General features: G+C 70.8%; 17 protein-coding genes. 9 read left to right on the top strand and 8 right to left on the bottom strand.

Annotated elements, in window-relative coordinates; genetic code table 11:
* Window positions 1-251: 251 nt before the first annotated feature.
* The 3 genes from H297_RS0116640 to H297_RS0116630 all read left to right on the top strand — a co-directional run bounded on the left by H297_RS0116640 (window position 252) and on the right by H297_RS0116630 (window position 4195).
* On the top strand, window positions 252-1601 hold the full coding sequence (locus tag H297_RS0116640) for an MFS transporter (RefSeq protein ID WP_027737985.1): 1350 nt from the start codon (window positions 252-254) through the stop codon (window positions 1599-1601).
* A 206-nt stretch (window positions 1602-1807) separates the two neighbouring features.
* Window positions 1808-3625, top strand: a complete 1818-nt coding sequence (locus H297_RS0116635; protein WP_027737984.1) for a thiamine pyrophosphate-dependent enzyme — start codon at window positions 1808-1810, stop codon at window positions 3623-3625.
* Window positions 3626-3775: 150 nt separating this feature from the next.
* Window positions 3776-4195 carry a hypothetical protein gene (locus H297_RS0116630; RefSeq protein ID WP_037794412.1) on the top strand — a complete coding sequence of 140 codons (420 nt, stop codon included), beginning with the start codon at window positions 3776-3778 and terminating at the stop codon, window positions 4193-4195.
* Between the two features lie 68 nt (window positions 4196-4263).
* Here the strand turns inward: H297_RS0116630 and H297_RS0116625 are convergent, their stop codons facing one another.
* Window positions 4264-4902: a TetR/AcrR family transcriptional regulator gene (locus H297_RS0116625; RefSeq protein WP_027737982.1), complete on the bottom strand. Its 639-nt coding sequence runs from the start codon at window positions 4900-4902 to the stop codon at window positions 4264-4266.
* A gap of 76 nt (window positions 4903-4978) precedes the next feature.
* Between H297_RS0116625 and H297_RS0116620 the strand changes: the two genes are divergently transcribed.
* On the top strand, window positions 4979-6415 hold the full coding sequence (locus H297_RS0116620) for an FAD-dependent oxidoreductase (protein ID WP_027737981.1): 1437 nt from the start codon (window positions 4979-4981) through the stop codon (window positions 6413-6415).
* 81 nt (window positions 6416-6496) lie between these two features.
* Here H297_RS0116620 and H297_RS36755 read toward each other — a convergent pair whose 3' ends face one another.
* The 3 genes from H297_RS36755 to H297_RS0116605 form a co-directional block, all read right to left on the bottom strand.
* Complete coding sequence (locus tag H297_RS36755; protein WP_051351905.1) at window positions 6497-7498, bottom strand: amidohydrolase family protein; 1002 nt, start codon at window positions 7496-7498, stop codon at window positions 6497-6499.
* Between the two features lie 75 nt (window positions 7499-7573).
* Window positions 7574-8638, bottom strand: coding sequence for an amidohydrolase family protein (locus H297_RS0116610; RefSeq protein WP_027737980.1), 1065 nt, complete (start codon window positions 8636-8638; stop codon window positions 7574-7576).
* A 27-nt stretch (window positions 8639-8665) separates the two neighbouring features.
* Window positions 8666-9628 carry an amidohydrolase family protein gene (locus H297_RS0116605; protein WP_037794410.1) on the bottom strand — a complete coding sequence of 321 codons (963 nt, stop codon included), beginning with the start codon at window positions 9626-9628 and terminating at the stop codon, window positions 8666-8668.
* A gap of 111 nt (window positions 9629-9739) precedes the next feature.
* Between H297_RS0116605 and H297_RS0116600 the strand changes: the two genes are divergently transcribed.
* Both H297_RS0116600 and H297_RS0116595 read left to right on the top strand, forming a co-directional pair.
* Window positions 9740-10381 (top strand): TetR/AcrR family transcriptional regulator, encoded by a 642-nt coding sequence (locus H297_RS0116600; protein ID WP_027737978.1) that lies wholly within the window; start codon window positions 9740-9742, stop codon window positions 10379-10381.
* A 98-nt stretch (window positions 10382-10479) separates the two neighbouring features.
* Entirely contained in the window at window positions 10480-10989 is a 510-nt protein-coding gene (locus tag H297_RS0116595; protein WP_027737977.1) for a DinB family protein, read from the top strand.
* Between the two features lie 224 nt (window positions 10990-11213).
* Here the strand turns inward: H297_RS0116595 and H297_RS40285 are convergent, their stop codons facing one another.
* The 4 genes from H297_RS40285 to xsc all read right to left on the bottom strand — a co-directional run bounded on the left by H297_RS40285 (window position 11214) and on the right by xsc (window position 15541).
* Window positions 11214-11621 (bottom strand): LysR family substrate-binding domain-containing protein, encoded by a 408-nt coding sequence (locus tag H297_RS40285; RefSeq protein ID WP_158693700.1) that lies wholly within the window; start codon window positions 11619-11621, stop codon window positions 11214-11216.
* Between the two features lie 187 nt (window positions 11622-11808).
* A complete protein-coding gene (locus H297_RS0116585) occupies window positions 11809-12501 on the bottom strand; it encodes a phosphonatase-like hydrolase (protein WP_027737976.1) in 693 nt (230 codons plus the stop codon).
* Complete coding sequence (locus H297_RS36745) at window positions 12498-13433, bottom strand: phosphate acyltransferase (RefSeq protein ID WP_486589540.1); 936 nt, start codon at window positions 13431-13433, stop codon at window positions 12498-12500. Before H297_RS36745 ends, H297_RS0116585 begins: the two co-directional genes overlap by 4 nt.
* 335 nt (window positions 13434-13768) lie before the next feature.
* Window positions 13769-15541, bottom strand: coding sequence for a sulfoacetaldehyde acetyltransferase (gene xsc, locus H297_RS0116575; RefSeq protein ID WP_027737975.1), 1773 nt, complete (start codon window positions 15539-15541; stop codon window positions 13769-13771).
* A gap of 295 nt (window positions 15542-15836) precedes the next feature.
* Between xsc and H297_RS0116570 the strand changes: the two genes are divergently transcribed.
* Genes H297_RS0116570 through H297_RS0116560 form a run of 3 tightly spaced genes read left to right on the top strand, consistent with a single transcriptional unit; the run spans window position 15837 to window position 19263 of the window.
* Complete coding sequence (locus tag H297_RS0116570) at window positions 15837-16610, top strand: IclR family transcriptional regulator (RefSeq protein ID WP_027737974.1); 774 nt, start codon at window positions 15837-15839, stop codon at window positions 16608-16610.
* Entirely contained in the window at window positions 16607-17578 is a 972-nt protein-coding gene (locus H297_RS0116565) for an AAA family ATPase (protein ID WP_051351903.1), read from the top strand. The genes H297_RS0116570 and H297_RS0116565 overlap by 4 nt, the downstream gene beginning before the upstream one ends.
* Window positions 17575-19263 carry a cobaltochelatase CobT-related protein gene (locus tag H297_RS0116560; RefSeq protein WP_027737972.1) on the top strand — a complete coding sequence of 563 codons (1689 nt, stop codon included), beginning with the start codon at window positions 17575-17577 and terminating at the stop codon, window positions 19261-19263. Before H297_RS0116565 ends, H297_RS0116560 begins: the two co-directional genes overlap by 4 nt.
* Window positions 19264-19358 lie beyond the last annotated feature (95 nt).

Here is a 19358-nt window from a genome sequence, read left to right as displayed (position 1 = left end):
ACGCCCCCACAGGGTCGCGCGGTGCCGAGGCGGCGAGCGCATCAAAGTCGGCACCGTCGTGGCGGTCCCGGCCGGCTTCTGCATCCCTTCGGACGGCCCCGCCCGCCGACACCGACGGCGCAACGCCACGGAACAGGACCGCATGCGGTCGCCCCGCCATGCGCCCCGGCCTCAGCGCCCCGGAAGTCCCCGCTCTCACGCACCGCGCCGAGAGCTCCCTGCGTTCTCGAACCCTTGATGGGACGGTCCCCATGAACGTCGACACCGCCAGTTCCGCACCGGACCAGGCCCGCGTCTCGCTCGACAGTGCCCGACTCAACGGATTCCACCGGAAACTGACCCTCTACTCCTCCGGGGGCCCCTTCCTCGACGGCTACGTACTCGCCATCATCGGCATCGCCATGGTGCAGATACAGTCGCTCTGGGACGTGAGCACCCTGTGGTCCGGCCTCATCGGCGCCTCGGCACTCATCGGTGTCTTTCTCGGCGGCGCAGTGTTCGGTGCGGTGACAGATCGCATCGGCCGGAAGCTGATGTACACGATCGACCTCATCGCGATCATCGTCTGCTCGGTGGCGCAGTTCTTCGTCACCAACGAGGTCGAACTCTTCGTACTGCGTCTGCTCATCGGGATCGCGGTCGGCGCGGACTACCCCATCGCCACCTCGCTCGTCACCGAGTTCGTGCCGAAGTCCTGGAGGGGCAAACTCCTCGGAGGGCTCAATGCCATGTGGTTCGTCGGGGCGACGGTCGCGGCGTTCGTCGGCTACTTCCTGCTGCGCTCACCCGACGGCTGGAAATGGATGCTCGCCTCCTCCGCTCTCCCTGCGGCGCTCATCGTGATCGCCCGTACCAGCATCCCGGAATCCCCTCGCTGGCTGCTGAGCAAGGGGCGCAGGGAAGAGGCCCTCAAGGTGCTGCGCAAGACCGTCGGGGACCGAGCCACGCTCGACGATCTCCCGGAGGAGGAAGGGACCACCTCGATCCGTGGCCTGCTCAGCGGCGGTTACCTCACCCGCGTGGTCTTCATCTCGGTCTTCTGGACCTGCACCATCGTCACACTGTTCGCGATATACGCCTTCGGTCCGCAGATGCTGACGCTCTTCGACCTGAACGGCGGCAGCGACGAGGCAAACCTCGGATACGGCCTGATCAACCTGTTCTTCCTGGTCGGCAACATCGTCGCCCTGCTCCTCGTGGACCGCCTGGGGCGGCGCCCCATCCTCATCGGCGGCTTCGCGGTCTCCGCGCTCGGCCTGCTCTACCTCGCCGTCGCGCCGGACTCGGGCCTGTGGATGATCGCGTGCGCCTTCGCCGTCTACGCCGTGTTCAACGGAGGACCCTCCATCCTGGAGTGGATCTACCCCAACGAACTCTTCCCCACCAACGTCCGGGCCACAGCCGTGGGCCTGTGCACCGGGATCAGCCGCGTCGGCTCCGCGATCGGCACCTTCGCCACCCCCTGGGCACTGACGTCCTTGGGCCTGAGCGCAACGATGTACATCGCCGCAGCAATCGCTTTGGTCGGCGCCGTGGTCAGCCTCTTGATGGCGCCGGAGACCAAGAACACGGACCTGCATGTCGCCTCCGCGCTGTCCTGACAGGCTGCGGGGCACGGTCGGTCGGACAAGGGCGGGCGCACCGTCCCGGCGTCCCGGTTCCGTTCAGCGTTCAGGTGAGGGCCGTACCGGTGAACGCGTCATGTGCGGACGTAGGGCGGGCCACGGCGGGGGACCCTGCGCCGGAGGAGCCGCGGGCCCGGCCGGCCAGGCGGGCGTCACGCCGAGTACGGAAAGAGGATCTGCCCGTGAGTGAGCGGTCTGCGGCGGAATCCGGTTCCAGGACCACGTCGGACCTGGTGGTGGAGCGGCTGCTGGAGTGGGGCGTCGACACCGTCTTCGGCATCTGCGGGGACCAGGTCAACGGGTTCTTCGAGGCGCTGCGGACCCATCCGCAGATGCGGTTGGTGCACGTGCGGCACGAGGAGAGCGCCGCCCTGGCCTGTGTGGGCTACGCCAAGTTCACCGGCCGTCCGGCTGCGTGCGTCGCCACGGCGGGCCCCGGAGCGGTCCACCTGCTCAACGGCCTGTACGACGCCCGCATCGACGGCGCCCCGGTGATCGCACTCACCGGCCTGTCGTATCACGACACGGTCGGCGCGCACTTTCTGCAGGATCTGCCCTCCGACCGGTTGTTCGAGCACGCCTGCCTGTTCTCCGAGCGGATCATGGGCCCCACCCATGCGCTCGCGGTCACCGACCTGGCGGTGCGCAGCGCACTGATGAACCGCACCCCCTCCCATGTGGCGATCCCCATCGACGTCCAGTCCTTCACCCTCGATCAGGACACGGCGTCGCCGAAGAACGTCCCCAGCCACCTGTCGCTCGCCCCGCAGCCCTTCACGGTGATCCCGCCCGAGGAGCAGCTGCGGGCCGCCGCGGAGGTGCTGAACGGGTGCGAGCGGGTGGCGATCTGCGCGGGGGCCGGAGCTCGCGGCGCCGGTGACCTTCTCGAACAGGTCGCGGACGTACTGGGGGCTCCTTTGGTCAAGGCGGGGCTGGGCAAGGACTGTGTACCGGACGACAGCCCGTACACCACCGGCGGCATGGGACTGATCGGCACGCGCGCCTCGCACGAGGCGTTCGAGAACTGCGACGGGTTCCTCATCGTCGGCTCCTCCACCCCCTACTACGAGTTCTGGCCCTGGCCCGGCCAGGCACGCGGTGTGCAGATCGACCTGAACGCCGACCGCATCGCCATGCGTTACCCCGTCGAGGTCGGCCTGGTCGGCCATGCGCAAGCGGTCCTGCAGCGCCTGCTGCCCCTGCTGGAGCGCAAGAACGACCGCTCCTTCCTCCAGCAGGCGCAGAACACCTACCGGCGGTGGTGGCAGCTGATCGGTGAGCAGGCCGCGAGTTCGGGCACACCGATGCGGCCGCAGGTGGTGACCTGGGAGCTGTCCAAGGCGCTGCCGGACGGAGCGATCGTGACCGGGGACGCGGGGACCGTCACCGCCTGGGGAGGCCGCCTGCGGCTGCGCCGGGGAATGCGGTACTCCTTCTCCGGCACGCTGTGCACCATGGGCTCCGCGCTGCCCTACGCCCTCGGCGCGCAGCTCGCCCACCCGGACCGCCCGGTGATCGCCTTCACCGGCGACGGCTCGATGAGCATGGGCCTGGGCGAGCTGGCCACCCTCGCCCAGTACGACCTGCCGATCAAGGTGGTCGTACTGCGCAACAACTCCCTCGCGCTGGAAGTCTGGGAACAGACCGGTCTGCTCGGCAATCCGCAGATGGGGTGCGAGCTGTACCCGATCGACTTCGCCGCAGTCGCCCGTGCCTGCGGCCTGCAGGCCTTCCGCATCGAGGAGCCGGCCGACGCCGCCGAGGTGTTCGCCCAGGCGATGGCCACCGACGGCCCTTGCCTGATCGAGGCGGTCACCGACCCGAACGAGGCACCTTTCGGCGAAAGCCTGCAACCCGTCCACGCCCAGCACATCGCCCAAGCCTTCCGCAAGGGTGAGCCCGCAGCCCGGGCCATGGCGAACAACCTCCTCCAGGACGACCGGGTCGCTCTCTCCCCGGCCCTGCAACAGCACTACGACGCACTTGCCCGCTACCGCTGACACGGTCCCCCTGCGGCACGGTGCCCCTCGCATGAGTTGCCGGCGGCCAGGCCCCCCGGAGCAACCGAGCCGAGGATCCGGTTCCGCCGCAACGGAGTGCGACCACCGCTGAAGGGCTTCCTGTCGACCAGGACACGTATCCTCGGCTGCATGCCTCGCCGTTCGAACAAGCCCCGTCGGCTGGTCGTCGACGGCCGGGTGTACATGTGGACCCTGCGTCACAGTCATCGAAGGGACCACGAGGGCCGTTCCGTGGACTGCCGTCAGATCCTCACGCTGTTCCCCCAGCCTCCCGGCTCCAGCGGCCCGCTGCGCATCGTCTTCGCCGACGGCCCCGGCCGGTACATACCGGGCGGGGCGCCCTCCGGTTCCGGGGACGTGGGCTTCACCCGGGGCGCCACCCTGAACCTGCACGAGCCCGGTGCTGTCCGATCGCTGCTCGACGTGGCACCGGCGCGCGACCGGCAGGCGGGAGAACGGAAGGTGACGGACATCGACGGATGGTCCCTGCTGGAGGCCGCCGCCACCGCGCGAGCGACAGGCGCCAGGCCCGAAAGCCCGCGAGAGTGATTTCACCGCTGCGAGCGCGTGTGAACGACGCCCAGGCGCTCTCCGCGCGTGGGCGCCGCGCCGCGTGCTCAACACATCCGGCGTCCGGCAGCCGTCCCGAAACGCAGCAGATCGAAGGCGCGCTCGGCTGCCCGGACCGCCTCGTGGTGACGGTCTTCGGCGGAGGAACCGTCCATGAGGCTGGTGTGGTTCATGACCGCGAGTTCGCGCTGCACCGCGAGCACCTGAGCCGCCGTGAGACGCGCGGCCAACGGGTCCGCCCCTGCCTCCTGCAACGCCTCGGCCAGCGCGTCGACACCGCGTGAGGCGTACCGGGTCAGCCGCGCCGCCAGGCTCTCGGTGTCGAGGATCATCTGGAAGAAGGCCCTGGTCTCCGGGTTGTCGTTCATCCCGGTGTTCGGGTCCCGCTGTTCCAAGGCCGTCAGCAGGGCGTCCCGGAGGGCTTCGAGCGGGTCCTGGCCGTCCGTGCGGGCGCGCACGATGCGGGCGGCCTCGCTCTCGTGGTCGGCGAACCGCTGCAGCACCAGGTCTTCCTTCGTCGGGAAGTAGGTGAACAGGGTCCGCCGGGAGACCTCCGCCGTGGCAGCGACCTCCGTGACCGAGACCTGGTCGAACCCCTTCGCCAGGAACAGTCGGATCGCCGTCTCGGCGATCGTCTCCCGCGTCCGTTCCTTCTTGAGCTCTCGCAGGCCCATCCGTGCGTTCATGCACTCAGTCTACCTTGGGGTAGACTGAGTGCATCTTTGCACTTGATGCAGAACAGATGTGGAATCGAGGGGTGGCATGCGTACCCAGGTGACAGTGGTGGGCGCCGGGCCGACCGGGCTGATGCTGGCCTACGAGCTGGCCCTGGCAGGGGTGTCGGTCGTGGTCCTGGAGCAGCAGCGCGAGCGCGGCACACAGTCCCGCGCCGGCGCCCTGCAGCCGCGCACGGCCGAGGTGCTCGACCTGCGCGGGCTCCTGGACCCGCTGCTCGACGGCGCACCGCCTCACGAACCGATCGGCGGCCACTTCGCCATGCTCCCCGTCGAGCTCGACTGCCGCCCCTGGCGCAGCCGTCACCCGTATCCGGTCCCACTCCCCCAGGCGCGGCTGGAGGCACACCTGGAACAGCTCCTGGTCGGCCGGGGCGTCCCGGTGCTGCGCGGCCACGAGGTCGCGGATGTCGCGCAGGACGGACACGGCGTGCGGGCCGGGAACATCCACGCCGACTATCTGGTCGCCTGCGACGGGGCGCACAGCACCGTCCGTTCCCTGCTGGGCGTGCCCTTCCCCGGAAGGCCGGGCCGGATGTCAGCGGTGGCCGCCGACCTGACCCTTGCGTCCGCGTCCGACACCGTTGCGACCACGCGCGGGCACTTCAGCCGCTACCCGCGCTTCGCGAACGGCTTCTTCACCATCCTTCACCCCCTGGACGACGGCCTGTACCGCATGCTCTTCGGGAAGCTGTCCGGGGACGGTCCGCGACGCGAGGCGCCCGTCACCGCCGACGAGGTCAACGAGCCGCTCCAGGCCGTGTACGGGCCGGGGACGGAACTGGGCGAGCTGCGGGCCGCCTCGCGGTTCAGCGACGCCGTACGACAGGTCGAGCGCTACCGCGAGAACCGCGTCCTGTTCGCGGGGGACGCCGCGCACATCCATATGCCCATCGGCGGCCAGGGAGTGAATCTGGGCGTACAGGACGCCGTCAACCTCGGCTGGAAACTCGCCGCCACGGTGCACGGCTGGGCGCCCGCAGGCCTGCTGGACAGCTACCACGAAGAACGCCGCCCCGTGGCCTCGCGCGTGCTGCGGCACACCCAGGCGCAGGGCCTGCTGATGAATCCCGGCCGCGACGAGGACGCCGGCGCACTCCGCGAACTGATGACGGAGCTGCTGCGCCTGCCCGACACCAACCGCTACCTCTCCGGGCTGATGTCCGGGCTCGATCTTCGCTACCCGGGCCTCGGCCCCCGCCTCATCGATCACCATCTCACCACGGAAGACGGCTCCACCCGCGCCAGCGATCTGATGCACTCAGGCCAGGGGCTGCTCCTCTGCCTCGACGGAAAGGAGAGGCGACTGGGAGCCCGCTCCGACCGGGTCCGCCAGGTCGTCGCCGCCACCGACGAGGACACGCAAGGCGCCGACGCCCTCCTCGTCCGGCCCGACGGCTACATCGCCTGGTCCAGTACGGATGCGGAAACCCTCGAAAGCGCCCTGGCCCGATGGTTCGGCTGAACCGTCCGCACGGCCACCCGCGGACTGCGCAGCCCCACCCGCACACACCCACGGCACCTGCCGCGCGGTCGCGGTCGATGCTCAGCCTCTCCTCCCCTCCTCTGCGTCTCCGGGCCCCTTCCCCGAGGCCAGCCGGGGCATGAGGCGGCAGGCGTTGGCCGAGGTGAGCGACCGCCACGTGGCGGGCTCCGGCTGGTGGGCGGTGTCCACGGAGGCGATCTGCCGTGCGACCGCCGATGCGGGGGTCCAGCAGTAGTCGCTGCCGTACAGCACCCGCTCGGTTCCGAAGGCCGTGGCGAGGGCGGGGACCTGGTGCGGAAACGGAGTCCCGGCGATGTCGAACCAGAGCTCGCCCACCTGCTCCTGCACGGTGGGACCGGCGGACGAGCCCTCGCCCAGGGCGGTGCGGAAGAGCTCGATCCGGTCGGCCAGCAGCGGGAGAGTTCCCCCGCCGTGGGTGAGGACCCACTGCACGTTCGGGTAACGCGCCAGCACACCGCCGAGCACCAGGTCGGAGACCGTGCGGGCCGAGTCGAAGAGAAACTCCAGCATCGGGCGGGGCCGTCCGACGGCGACCGTCTCCGGACACGCGGGGGAGGTCGGGTGGACGAAGACGACGGCCTCGCGGCTGTCCAGTTCGGCCCAGAGCGGCTCGAACGCAGGGTCACCGAGGTAGCGGCCGTGGGCGTTGGACTCGACGGTGACACCGTCGCTTCCCAACTCGTCCAGCGCATGAGCGAGCTCGGTCAGGCAGCCGTCCACGTCGGGCAGCGGAAGTGAGGCGAAGTGGCCGAAACGCCCTGGGTGGTCCTGGGAGATACGGGCTCCGTATGCGTTCACCTCCCGAGCCAGCGTGCGGGCCGCCGCGTCGTCGCCGAAGTGGACGCCGGGTGAGGAGACGGACAGCACGGACGTACGGATACGGTGCTCATCCATCATCCGCAGGTGCTCCTCGGCGCTCCAGGCCGGCCAGCCGGGCATGCCGTCGGGATGCAGATGACCGGCGCACCGGGCTGCGGCCACATAGGTGTCGGTGACGAAGTGGGCGTGCACGTCGATCAGTTCGTCACGTTGTTCCGCCATGAGGTGCCGGGCCTTTCGTTGTCGTACGGGGCAACGGTGCCCCCGGGACGGCGGACCACCAGGCAGCCCGCTTTCTCAGTGGGCGCGCGCGTGCTCTGCGCCGGCGCACCAGACGCGCCGGATGTTGCGGGTGGCCGTGATGTCGGTCAGCGGGTCGCCGTCGATCAGGAGCAGGTCGGCCCGGAGCCCGGCGGTGAGGGCGCCGCGGTCGCGGAGGCGGAAGTGGCGAGCGGGCAGGACGGTTGCGGCTCGGAGGGCCTCCGCTGCGGTCAGTCCGGCATCGACCAGGAGGGCCAGTTCGTGGTGGAGGCCCGTTCCATGGGGGACGGGGTCGGGTACCGGGGCGGGGCCGGCGAAGGCGTCGGTGCCCGCCAGAACCGGCACCCCCGCCCGATGGAGTGCGGCGACGCTCTCCCGGCTGCAGGAGTAGTCCTCGCCTTCCGTACCGGCTCCCTTGATCACGGCCTTCATCATGGCGAGGGTGGGCACCGCGACCTGGCCCTGTTCCACCATCTGCGCGACGGTCTCCTGGTCGAGGACGCCGTCCCGTGGCACGTGGGTGACGACGTCGACGCCGGAGCGTACGGCACGCCGGAAGGAGGCGAGGGAAGCGGCGTGGGCGACGGTGAGCTTGCCGCTGCGCTGCCCGGCGGCGACGAGGGCGTCGACCGTGGCCTGACCGAGCCGGTCGCCGTCGACGACGATCTTGATGTAGTCGACACCGTCCGCGACGCGCCGGGCCACGAACTCCTCTGCCCCCTCCGGTCCGTCCAGAACGGCTTCCCGGGGCATGCCCGGCATGTGGGAGTGCGGCCCGCCGGGGCCGATGGCAGGCGTTCCGGCGCTGCGGATGTCGGGAGCCATGCCCCGGAAGGAGCGCATCTTCTCGGCCGGGAAGCAGGCCATGTCGAGAGCGGTGGTGATGCCGTGGTCGAGGAGCTCGGCCGGCTCTCCGGGGGCGTTCATGTGCACGTGGGCGTCGAACAGGCCGGGCAGCAAGGTGCCGCCCCCGCCGTCGAGAATCTCCACGCCCCTCGCGTCCGTGCCGATGACCGGCCCGTCGACGACCACGGTCGTGGGCCCGGTCAGGTCCACGCCGTCGAAGACGCGCACGTTGGTGAGGGCCGTCTTGTCGGCCATGCGTACTCCAGACGAAGAGGGCAGGTGTCAGGCGAAACGGGGGAAGAGCCGCAGCGCGTTGTCGCGCTGCACCGCGGTGAGCTGTGCGTCGGTGAGGGCGCCGCCGGTCATCAACTGCTCCGTGTTGCGGAGCGCGGTGGACTCGGGGGCTGCGGGCCAGTCGGTTCCGAACAGGAGCTGCTCAGCGCCCGTGACCTCCAGCGTCGGCAGGATCGAGTGCCGCGCCCCGGCCAGAGCGGTCTCGTAGTGCAGCCCGGCAAGCACGCTGGTGACGTGGTCCGGGTCGACGCCTGCGTCGTCGGGGCCCTGGCCCATGGTGCTGTGCTCGGCGATGCGCCAGCCCAGGGTCGGCAACGGCCCCCCGCAGTGGGCGAGGATCAGCTTCAGGTCGGGACAGCGCCGGAAGACGCCGCGGTAGAGCGCGTTGACGATGTTGCGCGCGGTGTCGAAGGGGAACTCGCACACCGAGCTGGGGCGGCCGAAACCGAGGTTGTCCACGATTGTGGGGCTGTCGGTCGGGTGGAGGAGGACCGGTACCTGCCGCCGGTTCAGCTCGGCCAGCAGCGGCTCGGCCCACTCCTCGCCCAGATAGCGGCCGGCCGTGTTGGACGTCAGCAGCACACCGTCCAGGTGGAGGGTGTCGAGCGCGTACGCCAACTCCTCCAGCATCGTCTCCGTGGAGTCGCCCGGCAGCGCGGCGAAGGCGCCGAACCGGCCTGGGTATCCCTCGATGAGCTGCGCGTACTCCTCGTTCACCGCACGCGCGAAGCGACGGCCGAAGTCGGGGTCGTCCGCGGTGCCGGTGCAGATCCAGGGCGTGGAGAGGATCTGGGTGGCGATGCCGAGGCGGTCCATGTAGCCGAGCGCCTCCTCGGGCGACCACGAGACGCTCATCGTGTAGCCGCCGGCCAGGGCGAAGCCCGAGCGGAAGAGCTCCGCGACGGTCCCGCCGAGGTAGTGAGCGTGTACGTCGATACGCGGGACCACCACGGAAGGGAACACCTCCGAATAGAGAACCAAAATGTTCACTACTGACTGTACGCCCTGCTCCCGACTGCGCGCGTTCGCCGCACCCGCCGTCGGAGAGCTATAACCATGGGCATGCCTTCCGACCGCCGGCCCGCCGACTCGCCCCGACCCGTTCCGCCGGAACCCGGCAGCACCACCACCCGCCGGCGAGGGGCCGCGCTCACCCGGGCGATCTTTCTGGCCACTCTGGAAGAGCTGGCCGAGACGAGCTTCGAAGAGCTGAGCTTCGAGAAGGTCGCCGCCCGAGCGGGCACGGGCAAGGCCGCTCTCTACCGCCGGTGGTCCTGCCCCGCGGAGCTCGTCCTGGCGGCGCTGTCCGACCCGGCCACCGGCTTTCCCGCGGCCGACGCACCGGAGACAGGTTCGCTCCGCGAGGATCTGCTGATCGTGCTGGGCGCCTTCGCCCGCGCGCTGGAGGAACCCCGCGGACGGGCGCTGCGACCGCTGATCGCACAGCGCCCGCGGCACCCGGAGTTGTTCGACGAGGTCTTCCGTACCTTGATCGTGCCGCACCAGCGCCTCCTGCTGGGCATGCTGCGTTCCGCCGCCGACCGCGGCGAAGCCCGTCCCGATGCGGTCACCGGGCGCATCGCCTCGGTCGGCCCCCGCCTGATCGTCGCCGAGTCGATGCAGACCGGCTCGGTACCCCCGTCCGAGGTGGAGGCCGTCGTGGAGGAGATCCTGCTCCCGCTGACAACCACCCGCACCCGGTAGCAGCCGAAGCGGGGACGCGGGAGCCGGCCGTCGTCCGGCGACAGCCGACGGGGACGGGATACTGGTCCCGAGCACAGCACGGACAAGGAGCACGCCAAGTGGCCGACGACCAGCGCACAGCACCGCCCCGTTCGGGCGGCGAACGCGACACGCTGCGGGCTTTCCTCGACTATCACCGGGCAACCCTCGCCATGAAGTGCGAGGGGCTCACCGACGAGGAACTGCGGCAGCAGTCGATGCCGCCGTCGACGCTTTCGCTGCTCGGTCTGGTGCGGCACATGGCAGAGGTGGAACGTGCATGGTTCCGCCGGGTCTTCGAGGACAACGACGCGCCCATGGTCTGGTCGGACACGGTCGACTTCCAGGCGGCGTACGACGCGCGCCTGTCGACCAGGGGCGAAGCGTTCGCAGTCTGGGAGGCCGAGGTGGCGAACTCACGCCGCATCGAGGGGGAGGCCGGGTCCCTGGACCGGGTCGGCCGCCAGCCCCGATGGGGAGAGGAAGTGTCACTGCGCATGGTGATGGTGCACGTGCTCTTGGAGTACGGCCGCCACAACGGGCATGCGGACTTCCTGCGTGAGGGTGTCGACGGGACCGTGGGCGCCTGAGCGAGCGGGCGCGTTCCGCACGCCGGATCAGCGCTCTGGGACCTGCGCGCTCCGGGCCACGGCCAGGAGGCGGATCACCCCGGGGTCGGCGTCGGAGCGGTGGAGAGCGTGCACTGCTGTGTCGAAGTGCCCGGAGGGTCCGTGGAGCGGTGCCGGGCACACCCCGCGAAGGCGAGGTGGCGCAGCCGTTCGGGTACGAGGCTGACGCGGAGGCCCGCGCCGACCTAGCTGAACAGGCCGCTGAGGTCGTCGGCGACGGCCACCCCGCGCGGGGTGAATCCGGCTTCGCGGCAGGCGACGCGGAGTTGCCCGGCCAGTGCCGGCAGCGCGGTCGGGTCGGGCAGCACGAAGTCCTCGTTTGCGAGCTGGGCGAGATCGATCCCGTCCCTCCCGGCCAGACGGTGACCGTGGGGCAGCACGGCGCCGATCCGCTCGGTGGCGATGACGGTGCTGACCAGTTCGCCGGTGAGCCGGGCCGGGTCGCGGACGAATCCGGGATCCAGGGTCCCTTTGCCCGCTTGGTCGACCACCCCGGCCGAGGAATCGTGCTGCAGGTGAACGCGGATTCCGGGCAGTTGCGCGACGGCGGCCCACAGCATGGCGGGGAGGCAGAGGCAGCTCAGGAGGCTCACGTAACCGCCCCGTACCGCTCCCGTCGACACCGGGTACCTGGGCGTCAAGTCGGGCCAGGGCTTCTGCACCTACGACGGGCCTGACCGGGACGCGTGATCAGATGCAGACCACCGCGGTGCCCGGAGAACGCTGTACGGCACACACGTGTCCGAGTCACGTCGCCCTGCCGTCCCGCACAGGTGCGGATCATGCGGCCGGCCTGGTTGCCGCGAGCAGGGCGGGCAGGTCGGCCACCGAGTCGAGTACCTGGTCGGCTCCCGCGGTGCGCAGGGCCGCGGGGGTGTGCCCACCCGTCCGCACGCCGACCACCAGGCCCGCTCCTGCGGCGCGGCCCGCCAGCATGTCGTGCGGGGTGTCCCCCACGACCGCGACGGAGTCGACCGAGGGGGCTCCCGTGCGCAGCAGTGCCGTCAGCACCATGTCGGGGTAGGGCCTGCCACGTCCGGCGTCGGCGGGAGACAGCACGGCGTCGGCGAGGTGGGACCAGCCCAGGGAGGAGAGGAGTTCGTCGCGGGTGCCGGGCGAGAAACCGGTGTTGAGGACGACGGCGCAGCCGTGGGCGCGGAGTGCCTCGACGGCCTCGCGGGCGCCGGGCAGTGCGGAGCAGCGGCCGGCCGCGACCATCTGCCCGTACGCCTCCTCGAAGGCGGTGTTGGCCCGTTGGGCCACGGCCTCGTCGCCGGGGAAGAGGTGCCGGAACACACCGATCTTGGACTCCCCCATGGTGTCGCGGACGTAGCGCATCATCTCGTCGTAGCGCGTGTCCTCCCGGCGGACGCCTGCTCCCGCGAGTGCGTGGGAGAAGGCGTCCTCGACGATTCCGCCGTCGGTCACTGTCGTACCGGCGAGGTCGAGCACGGCGAGGCTGATGGTGGTCATGACGTCTCCTGGGCGGCGGTGACGGCCTGCACACCGCCCGCGAGGGCGAGGGCCGCGATGTCGGATCCGGTGCAGCCGCGCGACAAGTCGTGCAGGGGCGCGTCGAGTCCCTGGAGCAGCGGGCCGATGGCGGCGCAGCCGCCGACGCGCTGGGCGACCTTGTAGCCGATGTTCCCCGCCTCCAGGGAGGGGAAGACGAAGGTGTTCGCCCGCCCGGCGACGGGCGAGCCGGGGGCCTTCGCCGCGCCGACGTCGGGGTCGGCGGCCGCGTCGTACTGGAGGTCGCCGTCCACGGGCAGTTCGGGGACGGAGGCGCGCAGTTGCGCGAGGGCTTCCCGCACCGCGTCCACACGAGGGTGGGCCGCGCTGCCGCGCGTGCTGAAGGAGAGCAGCGCGACTCTTGCCCGCTCGCCGGTGAGGGCGTGGTGCGTGGCCGCTGTCGCACGGGCGATGTCGGCCAGTTGTCCGGCGTCGGGGTCCACGACGACGGCGCAGTCCCCGTAGGTGAGCACGTCACCGTCAGGCCGCACCATGAGGAAGCTGCTGGAGAGGGTGCGGATTCCCGGTGCCAGTCCGACGACGTGCAGTCCGGCCCGCAGTACGTCGGCAGTGGGACGGTTGCTGCCCGCCACGCACACGTCCACGTCCTTGCTGCGGAGTGCGGCGGCGGCGAGGAAGAGGGGGTCGGTGCAGGCGTGGGCCGCGAGCCGGGGCCGTTCGCTAAGCAGCCCCTGGAGGGTTGCGGTGTAGCGGGAGGGTTCCAGTATCTCCAGCAGCGACGGGTCCTCGGGGAGCTTCAGGCCGAGGTCGGCAGCGCGGTCGCGGACAGCGGCGGGATCGTCCGCGACGAGTACGGGTGTGACGGCGCGCTCCTGGGCGAGGCGGGCGGCAGCCCACAGCACGCGGGGGTCCGTTGATTCGACGAGTGCCACGCGAGGCCTGCGCTCCGCACCGCCGAGCTGATCCACCCACCTTTGTGCCAGTCGTCTGACAGCGGGTCCGGCGGCACCGGGGAAAGGGAGGGGGTCGTGCGGTTCGACGAGCATCAGTGCTCCTGATGGGTTTCGACGAGCGTCGGTCCTCCTGCTGGGCGGTGACGCGCTCGGTGCTGCAAAACGGAGGGGCCCGGAGAGAACGGTGCTGCGGAGGGGACGGGCCACTGGGGCAGACGGCCGGCCGGACGCACGGGAAGGGGCGGCGGTGAGGGAGAGCCGCCCCTCCCGCTCCCGGCCGGATCGGGAGGTCACCCGTCCGGATACCGCGGCTTCTACACGTAGTCCTGGTACTTCTCCAGGAAGCGCACGGGCTTTTGCAGTGCGTCCCGCCGGAACGGGTCGCCCAGCTCACGGGTGCACATGATTTCCAGGACCGTGGTCTTCCCCTCGTTCATCTGCAGGTCCACGGCGCGCTGGAGTGCGGGGCCGACCTCTTCGAGTTCGTCGACGACGATTCCCTCGGCGCCCATGGCCCGGCCGATGCCCGCGAAGCTCTCGCTCTCCAGTTCACCGGCGACGAACCGCCGGTCGTAGAAGTCGACCTGGTTCTTCTTCTCGGCGCCCCACTGGCGGTTGTGGAAGACGACCGCGGTGACGGGGATGTCGTGGCGCACCGCCGTCATGACCTCGCCCATGCTCATGCCCCAGGCGCCGTCGCCGGCGTAGGCGATCGCGGGCCGGTCCATGGCAGCGGCCTTGGCGCCGATGATGGTGGGCAGCGCGTAACCGCAGTTGCCGAAGCTCATCGGGGCGAAGAAGGAGCGGGGTTCCTCGAAGCGCAGGTAGCTGTGGGCCACCGAGTTGATGTTGCCGATGTCGGTGGAGACCATGACGCGCTGCGGCATGGCCTTCTCCAGCTCGCGGAGCACCTGCCGGGGGTGGAGCCAGTTGCCTTCCTCGGCGTCCTGCTCGGCGATCATGTCGAGGCTGTAGGGGTCGCGTTCGTGGGTCCACTCGGCGAGCTCGGTCTCCCAGGCCTCCTTCTCCTGCGCGGTGTGCGCCGCGCGCTGCTCACGCGTGGCGTCGCAGGCCAGGTTCCTGCCCTCCAGCCGCCGTGTGAGGGCGTCGGCTGCTGCGGCGGCGTCACCGCAGATGCCGACGGTGATCTTCTTGACCAGGCCGAGCATCTTGTGGTCGGCGTCGATCTGGATGATCTTCGCGTTCTTGGGCCAGTAGTCCATGCCGTGCTGAGGCAGGGTGCCGAAGGGGCCGAGACGGGTACCGAGGGCCACCACGACATCGGCCTGGGAGATCAGCTTCATCGCGGCCTTGGACCCCTGGTAGCCGAGCGGGCCGCACCACTGGGGGTGGCTCGCCGGGAAGGAGTCGTTGTGCTGGTAGCTGTTGACGACGGGTGCGCCCAGCCGCTCGGCGAGCGCCTTGCACTGCTCCACGCCGTCGGCCATGACGACGCCGCCACCCGAGATGATCACGGGGAACTCGGCCGTGGCCAGGAGTTCCGCGGCCTCGTTGAGGCTGCGTTCGCCGCCCGCGCCCCTGTCGACGCGCATCGGCTGCGGGATCTCCGTCTCGATCTCGCCGTAGAAGTGGTCACGGGGGATGTTGAGCTGGGTGGGCCCGATCTCGGACATCGCGCGGTCGAAGGCGCGTGCGGTGAACTCGGCCATCCGCCGCGGGTTGTTCACATGTGCCTGGTACTTGGTGAACTCCTGGAACATGGGGAGCTGGTGGGCCTCCTGGAAGCCGCCCAGGCCCATGCCCATCGTGCCGGCTTCCGGCGTGATCATGACGACCGGGCTGTGCGCCCAGAAGGCGGCGGCGACGGCGGTGACGCAGTTGCTGATGCCGGGGCCGTTCTGGCCGATGACGACGCCGTGCCGTCCGCTGACGCGGGCGTATCCGTCGGCCATGTGTGCGGCGCCCTGCTCGTGGACGACCGGTACGAGGCGTATACCGGCGGGCGCGAAGATGTCCATCGCGTCCATGAACGCCGAGCCCATGATGCCGAAGATGTCGGTCACGCCGTTGGCGGCCAGCGTCTCGACGAAGGCTTCGGAGGGGGTCATCTTCTGCTGCTCGCTCATGGTCCAGCTCCTTCACTGAAGTGCGGCGCGCGATGTCGGCCCGGTCCGTGCGGCAGGCCGGGCCCAGAGGCGCCCCGGGGCACGGGCAACCCGCTGCGGCAGGCAAGGAATCGGTACGTCGTGTTCCTGAAAACGGAATCTTTCCGGACCATAGGGAGCCGGTCTCAGGCCCGTCAACCATGCGTTCCGTAAATCGGTACCTGCTAGCTTGTTTTTCGGAACGCGGTCGTCACCGGGCCGGTCCCGGTGACCCGCACCCCTCGCCCGCGCAGCACCCGTCACGGAGGCACGTCCCATGGACGCACTCAACGGCGACACGCCCACTCTGCGGCTGTTCGCCCTGCTGGAACTGATCGCCGCGAAGGACCGTCTCGTCACCCTTCAGGACCTGGTCGACGAGACGGGCATGCCGAAACCGACGCTGCACCGCATGCTCCAGCAGATGGAGGGCGCGGGTCTGCTGGTGCGGCAGAGCGACGGACGGCACTACGGCACCGGCGTCCGGCTGCGCAGACTGGCCGAGAACCTGCTGCTCAACGCCACGCACCACGGCGCCCGGCACGCGGTGCTGCGCAGCCTGGTGGAGGAGATCGGCGAAAGCTGCAACATCACGGCCCTCTCCGGCAACGAGGTCGTCTACCTCGACCGCGTCGAGACCCCTGAGCCGCTGCGCTTCTACCTGCGCCCCGGCTCGCGCGTCCCCGCCCACTGCTCGGCGAGCGGCAAGATGATCCTTTCCCAGATGAGCCCCGCCCAGCGCGGAAAACTCCTCTCGCACGCCCCGCTGAAGCAGTACACGCCCAGGACGGTGACCGCCCCGGGGCCGCTGGAGGAGGAGTTCACCCGCGTACGCCGGGACGGTTTCGCGGTGGACGACGAGGAGTTCCTGCCCGGCCTGGTGTGCGTGGCCGTGCTGGTACCGACCCCCGAAGGCCGCTCCAACCAGTGTGTCGCCGTCCAGGCACCCGTCATGCGGCTCACCGCCGACAAGGCGCTGGACCTGTTGCCCGCGCTCCAGCGCGCGGCCGAGGCCATCGCCCGCGTCGAGCACGAAGGAGGACAGGAATGAACGACGTGGCATCGCAGGCGGCAACCGTGCACGAGGGGACGGCTCCGGACACGTGGGTGAGCGCCCGGCAGGTCTTCGGCGTTCCCACCGACCTCAAGGTCCCCGCGTACCGCGAGTCCTCCGCACATGTACCGGAGCGGGACCCCGCATACCGCTTCGACCCGGACGCCACCCTCGCGCTTCTCGCGGGCTTCACGCACAACCGCCGGGTACTGCTCCAGGGCCCGCACGGCACGGGGAAATCCACCCACATCGAGCAGATCGCGGCGCGCCTCAACTGGCCCTGTGTCCGTGTCAACCTGGACGGGCACCTCAGCCGGCTCGACCTGGTCGGCAAGGACACGGTCACGCTGCGGGACGGCAAGCAGGTCACCGCGTTCCAGGAGGGGATCGTCCCCTGGGCACTCCAACGGCCGGTCGCACTTGTCCTGGACGAGTACGACGCGGGGCGGCCCGAGGTGATGTTCGTGATCCAGCGGCTGCTGGAGCGCGACGGCAGGTTCACGCTGCTCGACCAGAACCGGGTCCTGGAGCCGCACCCGGCCTTCCGGCTCTTCGCCACCGCCAACACCGTCGGCCTCGGTGACCCGTACGGCCTCTACCGGGGTGCGCAGCGGCTCAACCACGCGCAGATGGACCGCTGGAACATCGTCGCCACGCTCGGCCACATGGCCCCGCACGAGGAGGCCGCGATCGTGAGGGCCCGCGTCCCCGGACTCGGTGACCCCGCTCTCGTGGACGCGATGGTCGCGCTCGCCGGGTTGACGCGCTCCGGGTTCCGGGCCGGCGACCTTTCCACCCTCATGTCGCCCCGGACGGTCATCACCTGGGCGGAGAACACCGAGCTGTTCGACGACACGGCGCTCGCCTTCCGGCTGTCGTTCCTGAACAAGTGCGAGGAGGACGAACGCTCCCTCGTCGCCGAGCTGTTCCAGCGCTGCTTCGACCAGGAGCTGGAGGAGGCATGACGGGGCCCTTTGCCGAGGAGCTTTGTGCGGCAGCCGTACGGGCGCTGAGCGGCACTCCGGGGCTCACCTTCCGCGGCCACCGGCTGCATCAGGGCCGCACTCCGGTGCGGGTGCACGCCCCTCACCTGCGGCACTCCCCCGACGACGGCGCGCAGGCGCTGCGCGGGGTGGCGGACGGGCTGGCCCTGCGGCTCCTCCGCTCCGACGCCGCGCTGCACGCCAGGATGCTCCCCGAGGGGCCGGTCGAGCGCCTGCTGTTCGAAGCGCTGGAGCAGTACCGGGCCGAGTCCCAGGTCCCGCCCGAGCTGCCGGGCGCAGTGCGCAACCTGCGCCGCCGCCACACCGAACAGGCCCGTGCCTTCCACCACGCGGGGCTGACGGAGACGGCGCGCGGCCTGCTGCTCCACACCACCCTGGAGGTCTGCCGCTCCCGGGTGCTGGGGACACCGGTGCTCGCGGAGACCGAGGACCTGATCGAGGCCACACGTGCGGCGCTCGCCGCACGCCTGGGCCGGCACCTCGCGGCGCTGCGGCGCCACCGCGCGGACCAGGCCGCGTACGCGCCGCACGCGCTGGCCGTGGCCCGTGGGGTTGCCGCGATGCTCGACGAGGGTGCCGCCGGACGGGAGGGCCGCAGCCGGCCCAGGTCGGAGCGGGATCCGCAGTTCGCACTGCTGCTGGACGACGACGCGGAAGGTGACGGGGGCCCGGCGGAGGGAGTCGTCGTCTCCGGCTGCGGCACCCAGGGTGAGCACGGCGCACAGGGCTACCGCGTCTTCACCACCGCTTACGACCGGGAGTGCGCCGTGCGCACGCTCGTCCGCCCGGCGCTGATCGACGCCTTCCGTGCCCGACTGGACCAGCGCCTCGACGAGCAGCGTCCGCACACGGCACGGCTGGCCAGAGAACTGCGCACACGCCTGTCCCTGCCCGGCACCGACGGCTGGACAGGGGGCCGCGAGGAGGGGCTGGTCGACGGGAGGGCGCTGGCCCGGCTGGTGGTCTCCCCCGCCGAACGGCACGTGTTCCGCACCGAGCGGACCGGGCCGCTCATGGACACCTCGGTGACCTTCCTGCTGGACTGCTCCGGCTCGATGAAGCAGCACAGGGAACAGCTCGCGGCCCTGCTCGACGTGTGGGTCCGCGCTTTGGAGCTGGCAGGCGCGGCGAGCGAGGTCCTGGGATTCACCACGTCCTCCTGGCACGGCGGGCGCGCTCACCGCGACTGGCTCCGTGCGGGGCGGCCTCCCCTTCCCGGGCGGCTCAACGAGCGGCTGCACCTTCTCGTCAAGGACGCCGACACGCCTTACCGCCGTGCGCGGCCGGCTCTCGCCGCGCTGCTGCAACCCAGCCTCTACCGCGAGGGCGTGGGCGGCGAAGCGGTGGAGTGGGCCTCCCGCCGTGCAGCCGGGCGGCCGGAGAGACGCCGCCTGCTGATCCTCGTCTCGGACGGCGGGCCGATGGACAGCGCCACGGTGCAGGCCTGCGGACGGCACCTGCTGGACACCCACCTGGCGTCGGTCGCCGCACGGATCGAGGCGGAGGGGATGGTGGAGCTGCACGGGCTGACGGTGGGCGGAGACCTGAGCCCGTATCTGTCCCGGACCTCCTCCCTGGATCCGGCCGACCCGCTGACCCGTTCGACACGGCTGCTCCCCGCAGCCTGCGACCGGCCATCTCACTGAGGGGGACGCCTTCGGCAGAGGTTTCTGCGCAGACCTCACGGCATCAGCGGTACGTGGCGCGTGGTGCCCCGCTCGCACGGGCGCGAACAAGCCCC

It is taken from the genome of Streptomyces sp. CNT360, from assembly GCF_000424785.1.
The sequence above is the reverse complement of the archived record's forward strand: the minus strand, read 5'-3'. Positions and strand labels throughout refer to the sequence as shown.

Coding starts and splice junctions, on each gene's coding strand:
- H297_RS0116640 (WP_027737985.1), top strand. CDS start 252: ATGAACGTCGACACCGCCAGTTCCGCACCGGACCAGGCCCGCGTCTCG.
- H297_RS0116630 (WP_037794412.1), top strand. CDS start 3,776: ATGCCTCGCCGTTCGAACAAGCCCCGTCGGCTGGTCGTCGACGGCCGG.
- H297_RS0116625 (WP_027737982.1), bottom strand. CDS start 4,902: ATGAACGCACGGATGGGCCTGCGAGAGCTCAAGAAGGAACGGACGCGG.
- H297_RS0116620 (WP_027737981.1), top strand. CDS start 4,979: ATGCGTACCCAGGTGACAGTGGTGGGCGCCGGGCCGACCGGGCTGATG.
- H297_RS36755 (WP_051351905.1), bottom strand. CDS start 7,498: ATGGCGGAACAACGTGACGAACTGATCGACGTGCACGCCCACTTCGTC.
- H297_RS0116610 (WP_027737980.1), bottom strand. CDS start 8,638: ATGGCCGACAAGACGGCCCTCACCAACGTGCGCGTCTTCGACGGCGTG.
- H297_RS0116600 (WP_027737978.1), top strand. CDS start 9,740: ATGCCTTCCGACCGCCGGCCCGCCGACTCGCCCCGACCCGTTCCGCCG.
- H297_RS0116585 (WP_027737976.1), bottom strand. CDS start 12,501: ATGACCACCATCAGCCTCGCCGTGCTCGACCTCGCCGGTACGACAGTG.
- xsc (WP_027737975.1), bottom strand. CDS start 15,541: ATGAGCGAGCAGCAGAAGATGACCCCCTCCGAAGCCTTCGTCGAGACG.
- H297_RS0116570 (WP_027737974.1), top strand. CDS start 15,837: ATGGACGCACTCAACGGCGACACGCCCACTCTGCGGCTGTTCGCCCTG.
- H297_RS0116565 (WP_051351903.1), top strand. CDS start 16,607: ATGAACGACGTGGCATCGCAGGCGGCAACCGTGCACGAGGGGACGGCT.
- H297_RS0116560 (WP_027737972.1), top strand. CDS start 17,575: ATGACGGGGCCCTTTGCCGAGGAGCTTTGTGCGGCAGCCGTACGGGCG.